This window comes from Nocardia sp. NPDC005978, from assembly GCF_040614455.1.
Taxonomy (GTDB): domain Bacteria; phylum Actinomycetota; class Actinomycetes; order Mycobacteriales; family Mycobacteriaceae; genus Nocardia.
In genome coordinates this window covers 18656-31472 of the sequence record NZ_JBEXUS010000004.1, presented here as the reverse complement: position 1 = coordinate 31472, position 12817 = coordinate 18656, and the positions used below count along the sequence as shown (strand labels likewise).

The following is a 12817-nucleotide window of genomic DNA, read 5'->3' as shown; positions in this document are numbered from 1 at the left end:
TCATGGGCGGATGGATCTGCGCCCCGACCTGCGTAGCACTGTCAACGACCTCATGCCCGACCTGAAAGAGCTGCTCAAACAGCTGGTAGCGATTCCCTCCATCGCCTTTCCGGAGTACCCCAAGGCGAATGTGCAGGCGGCGCACGACCTCATTGCTGAAGAGTTGCGAAAATCCGGTGTCGAGGACATTCAGGTGCTGACGCTGCCCGAGACCTCGCCCGTCATCTACGCCCGCATCCCCGCCCCGCCCGGCGCGCCGACCGTCCTGCTCTACGGGCACTACGACGTCCAGCCCTCCGGAGATGAAAGTCTCTGGAACACACCACCGTTCACCCCGGTCGAAAAGGACGGCGCGATCTACGGCCGCGGCGCGGCGGACTGCAAATCCAATGTCGTCGCCCATATCGGCGCCCTGCGCGCCTTCGGCGGCAAGCCCCCGGTCGGGATCACCCTGGTCATCGAGGGGCAGGAGGAGTACGGCTCCGGCTTCGACGACTACCCGGCCGAGCAGCCCGGTCTCTTCCAGGCCGACGCCCTGCTCATTTGCGACGCCGGCAATATCCGTGCCGGTACCCCCACCCTGGTCACCGCGCTGCGCGGCGTCGCCGATGTCTTCGTCGAAGTGCGCACCCTGGCCGCACCCGTGCATTCGGGCCAATTCGGCGGCGCCGCACCCGATGCCCTGCTCGCGCTGACCCACGCTCTGGCCACCCTGCACGACGCGGACGGCAATGTGGCCGTCGAGGGACTGCGCCGTGACACCTGGACCGGCGCGAATTACACCGACCGGGAATTCGCCGAAGTCACCGGTATGGAACCGGGCATGCCCCTGCTGGGCACCGGCCCCATCGGTGAGCGCATCTGGTACGGACCGGCCATCACCGTCATCGGATTGGACGCACCGCCGGTGAAAACCGCTGCCTCCGCGGTAGTTCCGTACGCACGCGCGTATCTGAACGTCCGCGTGCACCCCGAGCAGGATCCGGCGCAGGGTCAGCGCGCGGTGATCGAGCACCTGTCGAAAGTGAAACCCTTCGGCATCGAACTGCGAGTCACCGGCGGCGACGTCGGCGCCGGATTCGCCGCGAGCACAACGGGTCCCGCCTATTCCGCCATGCGCGAGGCCATGGGCAAGGCGTGGAACACCGAAGTCGTGGACTCGGCCATGGGCGGTTCCATCCCGCTCACCAATTCCATGGCGGCCGCCAACCCGAACTCCGAGGTGATCATGATCGGCGCCGAGGATTCCAGCTGCAACATGCACGGCTTCAACGAGCGCGTGCTGCTGAGCGAACTCGGCAACGTGGCGCTGGCCGAGGCCGAATTCTTCCAGCTGTTCGCGAACAGGATGCGCAAATGAGCGACACCGCGATCGCGGATCCCCAGCCCGCCTCACACCGGAAGAAGCGGTCCTTCCCCTCGACGTACACGATCCTCGCCGGCGTAATGGTGGCGGTGTGGCTGGCGGCCTTCGTGATTCCGGCGGGCGCGTACGAGCTGGACAAGGACGGCAAGACCATTGCCGGGTCCTACCATCGCATCGAAGCGACAAAGAGCTTCGGCGAACGCGTCCGGGATCTGTTCCTGGCCCCGATCAACGGGCTCTACGGTATTCAGGATCCCGCGACCGGGCAGGTCGCCCCGGACGTGAGCGGCGCGCTGTACGGGGCGGCGGCGGTCTTCCTGTTCGTGCTCGCGGTGGGCGCGTTCATCACCGTCGCCTTCGCCACCGGAGCGCTGGACAGCGGAATCGGCAGGCTCGCTTACAAATTGCGGGATCGATCCTTCCTGCTCATCGTCGGCATCATGGTCATCTTCGCCATCGCGGGCACGGTGGAGGGCTTCGCGGAGGAGACCCTGGGCTTCTACGCGCTGCTCGTACCGCTGACCCTGGCGCTGGGGTACGACCGCATGACAGCGGTCGGTGCGATCATCGCGGGCGCCGGTGTGGGCGTGCTGTGTTCGACGGTGAACCCCTTCGCCACCGGCACCGCGTCCTCGGCCGCCGACGTGCCCATCGGCGACGGCATCGTGCTGCGGCTGGCCATGCTGGTCGTGCTGACCGCGGTGACCATCGCCTACGTGCTCTGGTACGCCCGGCGGGTCAAGAACGACCCGGGCAAGTCCTGGTCCGGCTGGCAGCCGGGTGATCGCGATATGAAAGCCGAAGAGCACGAACCGGATCCGATGACCCGGCGGCAGGTGCTGGTGCTGTGGCTGGTCGGGCTGACCTTCGCCTTCATGATCTTCGCGATCATCCCGTGGGCGACGGTCATCAAGGGAGACGGCGCGACATCGTTTCCGTGGGAACTGGATTGGTACTTCCCGGAGCTGACCGCACTGTTCCTGGTCGGCGCGGTGGTCATCGGCCTGGTCGGCGGATTGGGCGAGGGCAAGATGTCCGAAGCCATCGGAAAGGGTTTCGGCGACTTCGTCGGCGCGGGCATCGTCATCGTGCTGGCGCGCGGCGTCACGGTCATCATGAACAACACCGAGATCACCAGCACCGTGCTGCACGCGCTGGAGGGTGTGGTGACCGGCACCTCCTCGGCGGTCTTCGCGGTGGCGGTCTTCCTGGTGAACGTGCCGCTGGCCTTCCTCATCCCATCGACCTCGGGGCACGCCACCCTGGCCATGCCCATCATGGCCCCGCTCGCCGACTTCGCGAATGTGCCGCGCTCGCTGGTGGTCACGGCCTGGCAATCGGCCTCGGGGTGGGCGAATCTGGTCACGCCGACCACGGCCGTGGTGACCGGCGGCATCGCGCTGGCCAAGGTGCGCTACGACCGGTACGTGAAATTCATCGTGCCGCTCATGGGCATCCTCTTCGTGCTGATCTGCGTATTCCTGGCGGTGGCGGCCTGGATCGGGTGAGTGCTCAGCGATCCCGGATCATGCTGTGCCAGGCGGCTTCCAGATGCGCCGTCATATCGAATTCGCGGTCGATGAGCCAGCGCGACTGCAGGCCATCGGCCAGCGCGAAGAAAATGGCGGCGGTGGCATCGGCATCCAGGTGAGCGGGCAGCAGGCCCGCTCCCTGCTGCCGGCGCAGCGTCGCGGCGAAGGCGGCCGTACCGCGTTCGTAGCGCAGTCGCATGTACTCGTGCGCGGGATGGCGGGGATCGGCGGCAGCGGCCTGCATGTGCGTGAAGAGCTCGATCAAGCCGGGTACCTGGGTATTTCGGCGGATCACCTGGATCAGATCGGCGGGAGTGAGGGCATCCAGCGTCGCGATATCGATTTCATCGCGTTTGCGCAGTACCGCGACGAACAGGTCCTCCTTGGAGCCGAAATAGTGCAGCAGACCGCTCTGGCTCAGGCCGGCGGCCTCGGCCAATTCCGCGACGGAGGTAGCCAGGAAGCCGCGCTCGGCAATGGTGTGCAGGGCCGCGGCCAGGATCTGTTCCCGGCGTTCGATGCCTTTGCCGTAGGGGCCGCGTTTTGCCACGAGGAGAGTCTAGAACCCCGCCGACCAGGCTTGTGTAACTAAAACCGTGCGTTGTACGGTTTTCATGCGACCCCGCGATCGGGTCGTTCACAGCGAAGGAGAGACATCCGATGCGACTCCGGCTCCACACCCTCGTCCCGGCCGTACTGGCCATCGCGCTCGCATTCGGCGCGGCCCCGGCCACAGCGGCGCCGCCCGCACAGCTCGCACCCATGGGAGAGGACTTCCTCTGGGGTGTGGCCGCCTCCGGATTCCAGTCCGAGGGCAGCGCACCGGACAGCAACTGGACGCGCTACATCGCGGCGGGCAAGACCGATGATCCGTATCGGGATTCGATCGACTTCTATCACCGCTATGCCTCCGACATTCAGCTCGCGAAGCAGCTCGGCGTGCGCGTGTACCGCATCGGCATCGAATGGGCGCGCGTGCAGCCGCAGCCCGGAGTGTGGGACGAAGCCGGACTGCGCTTCTACGACAGCGTGATCGGAGCCATCACCGCCGCGGGCATGCGGCCCATGCTCACCCTGGATCACTGGGTGTACCCGGGCTGGGAAGCCGATCGCGGCGGCTGGAACAACCCCGGCATGGTCACCGACTGGCTGGCCAACGCGCGCACGGTGGTCGATCGCTACGCGCGCTTCGATCCGCTGTGGGTCAGCTTCAACGAACCGGCCATGTACCTGATCAACGAGACCAGGCACGGCGGTCTGCCCGCGACCTCGGTTCCCGCCATGCAGGATCGAATCGCGCAGTCGCACAACGAGATCTACGACTACATTCATTCGGTACAGCCGGGCGCGCAGGTGACCAGCAATGTCGCCTACATCCCCGCGGCCGAGGACGTGGTGAACGGTCCGTTCATCGACAAGATCGCGGCCAAGCTGGACTACGTGGGCATCGACTATTACTACGGCCTGTCCCCGAGTTCGGCCGGCATGTTCACGAACTTCACGCAGCTGTGGAAGAACCCCCTGCAGCCCGAAGGCATCTACTATGCGCTGCAACACTATTCGAACAAATTCCCCGGCAAGCCGCTGTACATCGTGGAGAACGGCATGCCGACCGAGAACGGCCTGCCCCGCGCCGACGGCTACACCCGCGCCGACGATCTGCGCGACACGATCTACTGGGTGCAGCGCGCCAAGGCCGACGGCATGAACGTGATGGGCTACAACTACTGGAGCCTCACCGACAACTACGAATGGGGCTCCTACACCCCGCGTTTCGGCCTCTACACGGTGGACGTCCTGACCGACCCCACCCTGACCCGCCGCCCCACCGACGCGGTCCCCGCCTACACCGAGATCACCGCCAACTCCGGCGTCCCCGCGGGCTACGTCCCGACCCGCGCCCCGGCGACCTGCTCCCTCGTGGATGGCCTCGCCAGCTGCCTGGACCCGGCTGCGGCGCCCCGCTGATGTTTCGCGTTCTACGGGCCGCGGGTGCACACGGCAACGCTGCCGCGTGCACCCGCGGTGCGTGGCGGGGTAGCAGTGGCCGCGCTTTCCTTCGTGCCGGGACGAACGGGGGATAGGTGGTGTGGATGCGTGGCCGGGCCCTGGGAACTATCGGAGCGGCGGGAGATGGCTGAGTTGGTGGACGACTGGATAACGACAACCAGCCGGGTCCGGTAGTGAGATCGAGTGCGGTTCCAGCCCTTCCTCGGCAAAGAAGCCTGGACAACGGAATACCAGCGTGGCCCAGTGGGAGCCTCGACGGCAGTACCAGCCCTACCGCAGAAGAGCAGCCTGGATAACGAGACTCAGCGGAGCGCGGTCGGGCGGGAAGGGCTGCGGTTCCAGCCCTTCCGGGGGCGAGCAGCCTGGATGACGAGTACCAGCGGGGGCCGGTTGAGTGAGGGCTGCGGTTCCAGCCCTTCCGGGGAGAACGGCCTAGATAGCGAGTACCAGCGGGGTGCGGTTGAGGAGGCCGGGCGCGGTTCCAGCCCTCCCGAGGGAGAGCTGCCTGGATAACGGAGGCCCAGCGGGGTCCGGCTGGGAGCCTCGACGGCGGTACCAGCCCTACCGGGCCGATAAACGTGATCCACCACCTGTGGGGGTACGAGCAAGCCTCGAATCGATTACCGCTCACCACAATCACCCCTTGGGGCAGTACCGGCATTCAGCGATGACGGATCTTGTGTCTGTAGGTCTTGAGAAGGTTCCCACGGCCATCCAGCCAGGCTGGGAGGGCGAACAGGCTCCCAGCTGGGGAGCTGAAGTCGGGTACGGCAGGCGAAGTAACCAGCACTGCCTCGTTGTTCTTGCTTGTCCTCCCGAACCCCGCTGGAAGGCGAAGGGTGCGTGTGGGTTCGGGGCTACGTCGGCCACTGGAGTGAAGACCAATGGTCGGTTCTTGTTCTTGGTTTTGCGGGTTCGGCTGTAGGGCAGCGCTCTAGCAGAGTCGCCGCGCCGGGATACCCGGGATCCCCGAGGGACCGCGCACTTGCGGGTGATGACGGAAGTTCACCCGGGGTCTGCGAGCGGGGTCGATATGCGGTGGTGGTATCCACCCGGTTTTGCCCGGATGCTCCGAATCTTCGGGCATGACTATCGTTTTCCACCCGTTCGGGCCGGTGTTGACCTGGGCGTGGCAGGCATCGCAGGCGAAGGTCAGGTTCTCGATGTCGGTTTCGCCGCCATCGGCCCATTCCTTGATGTGGTGCACGGCCGACCGGGTGGCTGGCGCATCACATCCTGGGCGGGTGCACCCGCGTTCGACAGCGGTGAGTGCCAGGCGCTGTTCGGGGGTGGCGAGGCGTTCTCCGCGTGCGAAGTGCAGTGGTCGGCCGTCGGCGTCGATGATGACCAGGTACGGGGTGGCGTTGGCGGCGAGTTCGACCGCGTCCCGGATCGAGAGGGTGCCGCCGGTGGCGGTGGTCGCTTTGCCGGTGCGTTGTTCGAGGTCGGTCAGGCTCATGGTGATCACGGTGGAGACGGGCAGTCCGCGATGGTTCCCGAGCCGGGTGGGTCCCATGTCCGGGCGCAGGAGCGCGATCACCGCGTCGTGGTTGCGTTGGGCGGCGGTGCGGTGATCACGTGTGGCAGCGGCTTGCAGCTTCGCCCGCGCATCAGCCCCGGCACTGTCCTGGTCGTCGGTGGCGGTATCGATGCCGAGTTCGGCAGCGGACCAAGGGCTCTCGGGATCGTCCGGGTTGCACATGCCCGGGCGGGCGAGCTTCTCCAGGACCGGGGAGACTACCGCCTGGAACTGCGGGGTCACCCACCCTGATACGGGGGCCATCCCGTCCGCGCGCGGATGCCCGATCGTGAACCCGCGCCGCATCTGCTGGTCCCGATGCTCGGTCAACGACCCATCAGGATCGATGTGCAGCAACACTCGAACACCGAGCGTGGTGATCCCGGCTGGATCTCCTTGGCGCGCATAGACGGTCAGGTTCCGCTCGACGAAGTCTTTGGCTTCCGCGCCCGCGCGGGCGGGGATCTGCTTGATCACCTCGTGAATAGCCCGAATGTGGTCGAGGGAGATTTCACCGGCCCGCTGGGCTTCGGCGACCAACGGCAATACCGGCGGCCGAGTGAACGTGCCCTCGGACACCGTAGAGAGCAGTTCGGTATTTCGCACCCGTGCGGCGGCGTCACCGTGGGAAAGCCGCAGTGTCTCTACAAGAAACCGGACCGGGCTCTTCACCCCAGCCCGCGCGGGTAAGTTACGTGTCCCGCATTCGAGCACGAGCCGTTGTTTCGCGGCATCGAGTTGGCGTGTGATGGTTTCGATGTCCTGCATGAGTTCGATGACCTCGTCATCACCCATCGAATACAGGGGCGCTTCGAGCAGGAGTTCCGCCGCGGCACCGAGTGCGAGTGCACCCTGCGCGGCTGTGGATTCCCCTCCCGAATTCATACCCCAATTCTACCCCTCAATAGCAATCGAGAATAGCCCAATCCAATTGTGATACAACAATATTCAGAATAGGCCGACGTCCACATTCCCGGAAGAACGCGAAACGCCGGCCAACCCCTCAACCCTACGGAAACATCACCGCAGAGCCGGAATAACTTCCTTCTCGAAAAGCTCGATCCCGCTCGTGTCGTACGCCGACTCGGGGAAGTTCAGAATCGTATACGCCAGCCCCAGATCCTTGACCTTGCCGAGGTTTTCGATGACCTGCTCGGGCGTACCCACCGCAGCCGATCCCCGGAAGATGTTGTCGATCTGAGCCTTCGCGGCCTCCGCGCCGGTGAAGGGCGTCAACCGGGCCTCCAGCGCCGCCAGGCGATCCTCGACCTCCGCCTCCGTCTCGGCGATGGCGACGTTGAAGTTCGAGCTGCGGGTGATCGCGTCGAAGTCCGTGCCCACGGCCGCGCAATGGTCGCGCAGCAGCGCCGACTTGTGGGCGAACTCGTCGAGCCCGCCCGCGAAGTTCGTGTACTGCGCGTACTTCGCGGCGATCTTCAGCGTCACCTTCTCGCCGCCGCCCGCGATCCACAGCGGAATCCCGCCCTCCTGCAGGGGAAGCGGGCGGACGATCGCGCCGTCCACCTGATAGTGCTTGCCATCGAGCGTGGCGCTGCCGGTCGTCCAGGCCTGCTTGAAGATCTGCACACCCTCGTCCAGGCGGCCGAGACGCTCACCGGCGGAGGGGAATCCGTATCCGTACGCCCGCCACTCGTGTTCGTACCAGCCGCCGCCGATGCCCATCTCCACGCGCCCGCCGGAGATCAGATCGACCGTCGCGGCGACCTTGGCCAGATACGCCGGATTGCGATAGCTGATCGCCGTGCACATCTGACCGAGGCGGATCCGCTCGGTCGTCGCCGCGAACGCCGACATGAGGGTCCACGCCTCGTGGGTCGCCTCCTCGGTGGGCACCGGCACGGTGTGGAAGTGGTCGTACACCCACAGCGATTCCCAGTCCGGATTCGCGTCGGCGCGCTGCGCCAGCCCGCGCATCACGTCCCACTGCGCAGCCGGCTCGATGCCGACCAGATCGAGCCGCCAGCCCTGCGGGATGAATAGGCCGAAGCGCACGAGTTCTCCTCCGTTTGCCGAGCAGTTTCCGTCCGCGTGAAGACGCGGTCCGAGATCCACTGTTCTCGCCCGCGACGCGGCGGGCAACCTTTGCGCGCCCCGCGCGTCTAATTCCATCCGCCCGATGCCCGAAATGGTTGTCCCAGACGGGATAGGATGCGCCGCAGGTGATCGTTTCGACCAGTGGGGAGGGCTCGGCGATGAGCGCGATTCAGATGCCCGCACCGGATGGACCGGTATCGGCGGTATTCGAGACCCCGTCGGGGGACGGGCCCTGGCCGGGGGTCGTGGTGCTGCACGACATCGCCGGACTCAGCGGCGACATCCGGCGCAAGACCCGCCTGCTCGCGGACAACGGCTACCTCGCCGTCGCGCCCGACCTCTTCTCCCGGGGTAAGGCGCGCTGCGTGCCGAGCGTCTTCCGGGACATGCTCAGCAGCAAGGACGGCCGGGCCACCCGCGACATCCAGGCCGCCCGCGCGCTGCTGACCGCCGACGAGCGCTGCACCGGAAAGGTCGCGATCGTCGGTTTCTGCCTCGGCGGCGCCTTTGCGCTGCTGCTCGCCCCGCAGGGCTTCGACGTCGCCGCCCCGTTCTATCCCTCGGGCCGCGGCAACTACGAAGAGGTGTTGCGCGGCGCGTGCCCGATCGTGGCCAGCTACGGCGCCAACGACCCGGCCAACCGGGGGCGGGGCGACAAACTCGAACGCGTCCTCACCGAGTACGGCATCGACCACGACGTCAAAACCTATGCGGGCGTGGGCCACTCGTTCGCCAACGACCTGCCCGCCCAGGGCCTGCTGCGCGTGGCCGGGCTCGGCTACGACGAAGCCGCCACATCCGACGCCTGGGCGCGGATCTTCGCCTTCTTCGACACCCACCTGTCCCCGGGCTTCCAGCCGGGCGGCCCGAACGTGTAGCCGAGCCAGTCCCGAATCCGCCCGGTGGAGCGCAGGTCCCGCCACAGCGCCCCGAACTCGTAGTACTGCAGCGTCAGCAGATTGTCGCTGTCGACGTTCTTGGTGAGTCCGTAGGTCGGCCGGAAGGTCTCCGCGCGGAAGGTGCCGAACATCCGGTCCCACAGGATCAGGATTCCGCCGTAGTTCCGGTCCAAATACTCCGCGTCACTGGCGTGGTGCACCCGGTGGTGCGAGGGCGTGTTGAACAGGAACTCGAACCAGCGCGGCAGCTTCCCGATCGTCTCGGTGTGCACCCAGAACTGATAGATGAGATTGAACGACCACGCCGTGAACACCATCCACGGCGCGACGCCCAGCAGCGGCAGCGGAATCCAGATGAGCAGCTCGAACCACGGATTCCACTTCTGCCGCAGCGCGGTGGCGTAGTTGAAGTACCGGCTGTTGTGGTGCACCTGGTGCGCGGCCCAGATCAGCCGGACCCGGTGCGAGGTGCGGTGGTACACGTACCAGAGCAGATCCACCCCCAGCATGACGGCCACCCAGCTCAGCGGATTGCGCGGATCCAGCTGCCAGGGCGCGTGCACGTACAGCACCGCGTACCCGAGCAGCGCCACGAACTTGGCCGCCCCGCTGACGAAGACCGAGACCGCGCCCATGAGCAGGCTGTTGCGCGCGTCGGCCCGGTCGTACCCGGTGCGGTCCTCGCCGTGCTCGCGCAGCGCGAGCACCTCGACGACGAGGGCGAGCACGAAGAACGGGATCGCGTAGGTGACGGGCTGATTGATCTGTTCCCACAGGTCCACGGTGCTCACTCCACTCCCGCGCCGATGAACACGCGGTTACTTCATCACCCCGACTGTAAGGCTCGGATCGCGGGATTCGGAAGGGGCGATCCGCGTGACCAGCGGTTCAGCCCCGTCCGGCTCGGGTGACCAGGCCGAGGCAGCCGGCCGCGGCGGCCGCCAGCGCCAGGAACATCGCCGGATAGCCGAACCCGGCGTGCTGGTGCAGCACCGCCATCACCGCCGGGACGCCGAATCCCAGGTAGCTCACGGCGTAGAAGACCGCGGTCAGGCCCGCCAGGTCGTCGGGCCGGGCCATGCGCTCGATCTCCAGCAGCCCGGCTACCAGCCCGATGCCGAAGCCCGCCCCCAGCAGGACCGCGGTGGCCACGGTCAGCCAGAGCGTGAGCGCACCCGAGGCCACGGTGGCCAGCAGCATGCCGGTCACGGTCAGGCACAGCCCGAGCACCGGTAGCCGCAGGGTGCCGGGCCGGTCCAGCCGGCGGGCCAGCGACTGCACGGCGAACCCGCAGCCCAGCGTGATGACGGTGATGAGCGCGGAGAAGGCGATGGGCGCACCCTGCACCTTGGGCATCATGAGGGTGGGCATGATCGCGTAAGCCGTTGCGGCGGAGGTGAACAGCCATACCGACAGCGGCAGTGCGACGAGCCGGAAGCGGCGGTTCGCGGCGGCCGGGACCTTCAGATCGTCCAGCAGCCGGGCCGTCACGGGTTGCGGCACAATCGTTTCCGGTGCGCGCAGCACCCACGCCGCCGCGCCCAGGCAGAGCGCGACATTGAGGAGATAGGGCAGGGTGTCCGGCAGCGGGCCCCACTGCGCGAGCACGCCGGCGACTCCCGCTCCGACACCGAATCCGCCGGTGAGGCTCATGGCCGAGCGCCGCGCCCCCGCGCCGGCGGCGGACCCGGCGGTGTAGGGCGGCTGGGAGAGTTCCTTGAGCCAGCTGCTGCCGACCGCCATCGCCAGTCCGAGCGCGATGCCGGACAGCACCCGCCCGGCCGACAGCATGGGCACCGAGCCGGCCCCGAAGGCGAGCAGCAGCGACCCGGCCGCGGCGACCAGGGGTGCGGGCCGCATCAGAGGCCTGCGGCCGTAGCGGTCCGACAGCGGCCCGCCGATGAGCAGCGCCGGAATGATGCCGAGCACGTACTCGAACAGCAGCAGGTCGACCGTCGCCAGCGGCAGTCCGTCGCGCTTGTACATGACCAGCAGCGGAGTGAATTCGTTTCCGCCCCAGGCGATGGCGAAGATGGCGGCCGCGACGCCGACCCAGGCGCGCTCGGTCGCGCGGGTCGCGGGTGCGGTGGTGGTCAGCGTGGGTGCGGCGGACGGCGTCGGCATCGAAATCCTCTCGCGGTGCGACGCCTGGGCACTGGCGTCGGGGGTGCGGCCGGGGCGGGCGGCGAAACCGGTGGGATCGCCCGCCTCGATGTGCGCCGCGATCCGGGTGCGGACGGCGATGGGCCTCGGTCGATCCTAGGAGCGCGACCGCCGGTATTTGCTGGGATGTGGCCGGGTTCACCGCCCGGACCCGGGACCGACCGGGCGGACTTGCGCGAGACGCGCCTCACGCACGATGATCTGTGCTGTTGGCATATTGCCAGTAAGTTCAGACACGGAGGTCCGCATGGCGAACGACGCCACCCCGCCGCTGCACGAGGTAGTGAACAGCGCGCTCGAGTTCACCATCCCCATCGCGCACAAGATGGGCGTCACGGCCACCGAGGTCCGGCCGGGCTACGCGGCGACCAAGGTGCCGGCCGAGGGCAACGGCAACCACTTCGGCGTCATGTACGCGGGCGTGCTCTTCACCGTGGCCGAGGTGCTCGGCGGCGCGCTCGCGCTGGCCAGCTTCGACACCGCGAAGTACTACCCGCTGGTCAAGGACCTGCACATCTTCTTCCGCAAGCCGGCCGGCACCGATGTGATCGCCGAGGCCTCGCTGTCGGAGGCGGAGATCGCCCGTATCGCCGAGGAAGCCGACCTCAAGGGCAAGTCGGATTTCACCCTGACCGCGAAGGTCATCGACGCCAACGGCGTGGTGGTCGCGGAGACCGAGGGCCTGTACCAGCTGCGCGCCCACGGCAAGTAGGGCAATCGCACGGAACGCGACGGCCCCGGCGTCATACCGACGCCGGGGCCGTCGCGCCAGGCCGTCTTGCCGGACCGTCGTTCCGGGACGGTCGTGCCAGGATCGCGGACGCGAAATCCGGATATCGGCGATGGTCGGCCTGAGCCGAGCCCGGCCGAGCCGCATCAGGTCCGGCTGAGCTGCGTCAAGACTGGCCGATCTGCGCGAACTGTGCCATGTCGAAGTAGTCGCGCCAGGCGGTGATCTTGCCGCCGGAGACCTCGAAGATGCCCATGACCGGCAGCTCGATCGGCTTGTCGCCCAGGGTGAAGCGGTCGGTGCGCTCGTTGAGCACGGTGCCGCCGTTCGCGGACTGGTGGTGGATCGTGAACTCGATCCCGCCGAACGCGCCGATGAACCCGCGCAGGAACTCGAGGATGGCCGCCTTGCCGAGCAGCGGCGCCATCGGGATGTTGTGGTAGATCGCGTCGTCGTGGAAGTACTCGGCGATGGATTCGGGTGTGCCGGTGAGCCATTCGGCGCAGAACGCGGTGACCAGGGCTTCGGGGGACAGGTCGGTCA

General features: G+C 67.2%; 11 protein-coding genes. 5 read left to right on the top strand and 6 right to left on the bottom strand.

Annotated elements, in window-relative coordinates; genetic code table 11:
* Positions 1-10 precede the first annotated feature (10 nt).
* Together ABZ319_RS02815 and ABZ319_RS02810 are read left to right on the top strand one after the other, a co-directional pair.
* Positions 11-1360 (top strand): M20/M25/M40 family metallo-hydrolase, encoded by a 1350-nt coding sequence (locus ABZ319_RS02815; protein WP_354984573.1) that lies wholly within the window; start codon positions 11-13, stop codon positions 1358-1360.
* Positions 1357-2874 carry a YfcC family protein gene (locus ABZ319_RS02810; RefSeq protein ID WP_354984572.1) on the top strand — a complete coding sequence of 506 codons (1518 nt, stop codon included), beginning with the start codon at positions 1357-1359 and terminating at the stop codon, positions 2872-2874. The genes ABZ319_RS02815 and ABZ319_RS02810 overlap by 4 nt, the downstream gene beginning before the upstream one ends.
* 4 nt (positions 2875-2878) lie before the next feature.
* On the opposite strand, the gene ABZ319_RS02805 is transcribed toward ABZ319_RS02810, so the two are convergent.
* Complete coding sequence (locus tag ABZ319_RS02805; protein ID WP_354984571.1) at positions 2879-3448, bottom strand: helix-turn-helix domain-containing protein; 570 nt, start codon at positions 3446-3448, stop codon at positions 2879-2881.
* Between the two features lie 110 nt (positions 3449-3558).
* Between ABZ319_RS02805 and ABZ319_RS02800 the strand changes: the two genes are divergently transcribed.
* Positions 3559-4866, top strand: coding sequence for a family 1 glycosylhydrolase (locus ABZ319_RS02800; protein WP_354984570.1), 1308 nt, complete (start codon positions 3559-3561; stop codon positions 4864-4866).
* 976 nt (positions 4867-5842) lie between these two features.
* Here the strand turns inward: ABZ319_RS02800 and ABZ319_RS02795 are convergent.
* Both ABZ319_RS02795 and ABZ319_RS02790 read right to left on the bottom strand, forming a co-directional pair.
* The gene (locus tag ABZ319_RS02795; protein ID WP_354984569.1) at positions 5843-7312 is read right to left on the bottom strand and encodes a DUF222 domain-containing protein; all 1470 of its coding nucleotides are present in this window, start codon (positions 7310-7312) and stop codon (positions 5843-5845) included.
* Positions 7313-7447: 135 nt separating this feature from the next.
* Positions 7448-8440: an LLM class F420-dependent oxidoreductase gene (locus ABZ319_RS02790; RefSeq protein WP_354984568.1), complete on the bottom strand. Its 993-nt coding sequence runs from the start codon at positions 8438-8440 to the stop codon at positions 7448-7450.
* Between the two features lie 167 nt (positions 8441-8607).
* Here ABZ319_RS02790 and ABZ319_RS02785 point away from each other — a divergent pair, with 167 nt between their 5' ends.
* A complete protein-coding gene (locus ABZ319_RS02785; RefSeq protein ID WP_354984567.1) occupies positions 8608-9360 on the top strand; it encodes a dienelactone hydrolase family protein in 753 nt (250 codons plus the stop codon).
* Here ABZ319_RS02785 and ABZ319_RS02780 read toward each other — a convergent pair.
* Positions 9261-10172, bottom strand: coding sequence for a sterol desaturase family protein (locus ABZ319_RS02780; RefSeq protein ID WP_354984566.1), 912 nt, complete (start codon positions 10170-10172; stop codon positions 9261-9263). The genes ABZ319_RS02785 and ABZ319_RS02780 overlap by 100 nt on opposite strands.
* A gap of 97 nt (positions 10173-10269) precedes the next feature.
* Positions 10270-11505 (bottom strand): MFS transporter, encoded by a 1236-nt coding sequence (locus tag ABZ319_RS02775; RefSeq protein ID WP_354984565.1) that lies wholly within the window; start codon positions 11503-11505, stop codon positions 10270-10272.
* Between the two features lie 286 nt (positions 11506-11791).
* Between ABZ319_RS02775 and ABZ319_RS02770 the strand changes: the two genes are divergently transcribed.
* Positions 11792-12256: a YiiD C-terminal domain-containing protein gene (locus tag ABZ319_RS02770; protein WP_354984564.1), complete on the top strand. Its 465-nt coding sequence runs from the start codon at positions 11792-11794 to the stop codon at positions 12254-12256.
* A gap of 184 nt (positions 12257-12440) precedes the next feature.
* Here ABZ319_RS02770 and ABZ319_RS02765 read toward each other — a convergent pair whose 3' ends face one another.
* Positions 12441-12809: a limonene-1,2-epoxide hydrolase family protein gene (locus ABZ319_RS02765; RefSeq protein WP_354984682.1), complete on the bottom strand. Its 369-nt coding sequence runs from the start codon at positions 12807-12809 to the stop codon at positions 12441-12443.
* Positions 12810-12817: the final 8 nt, after the last annotated feature.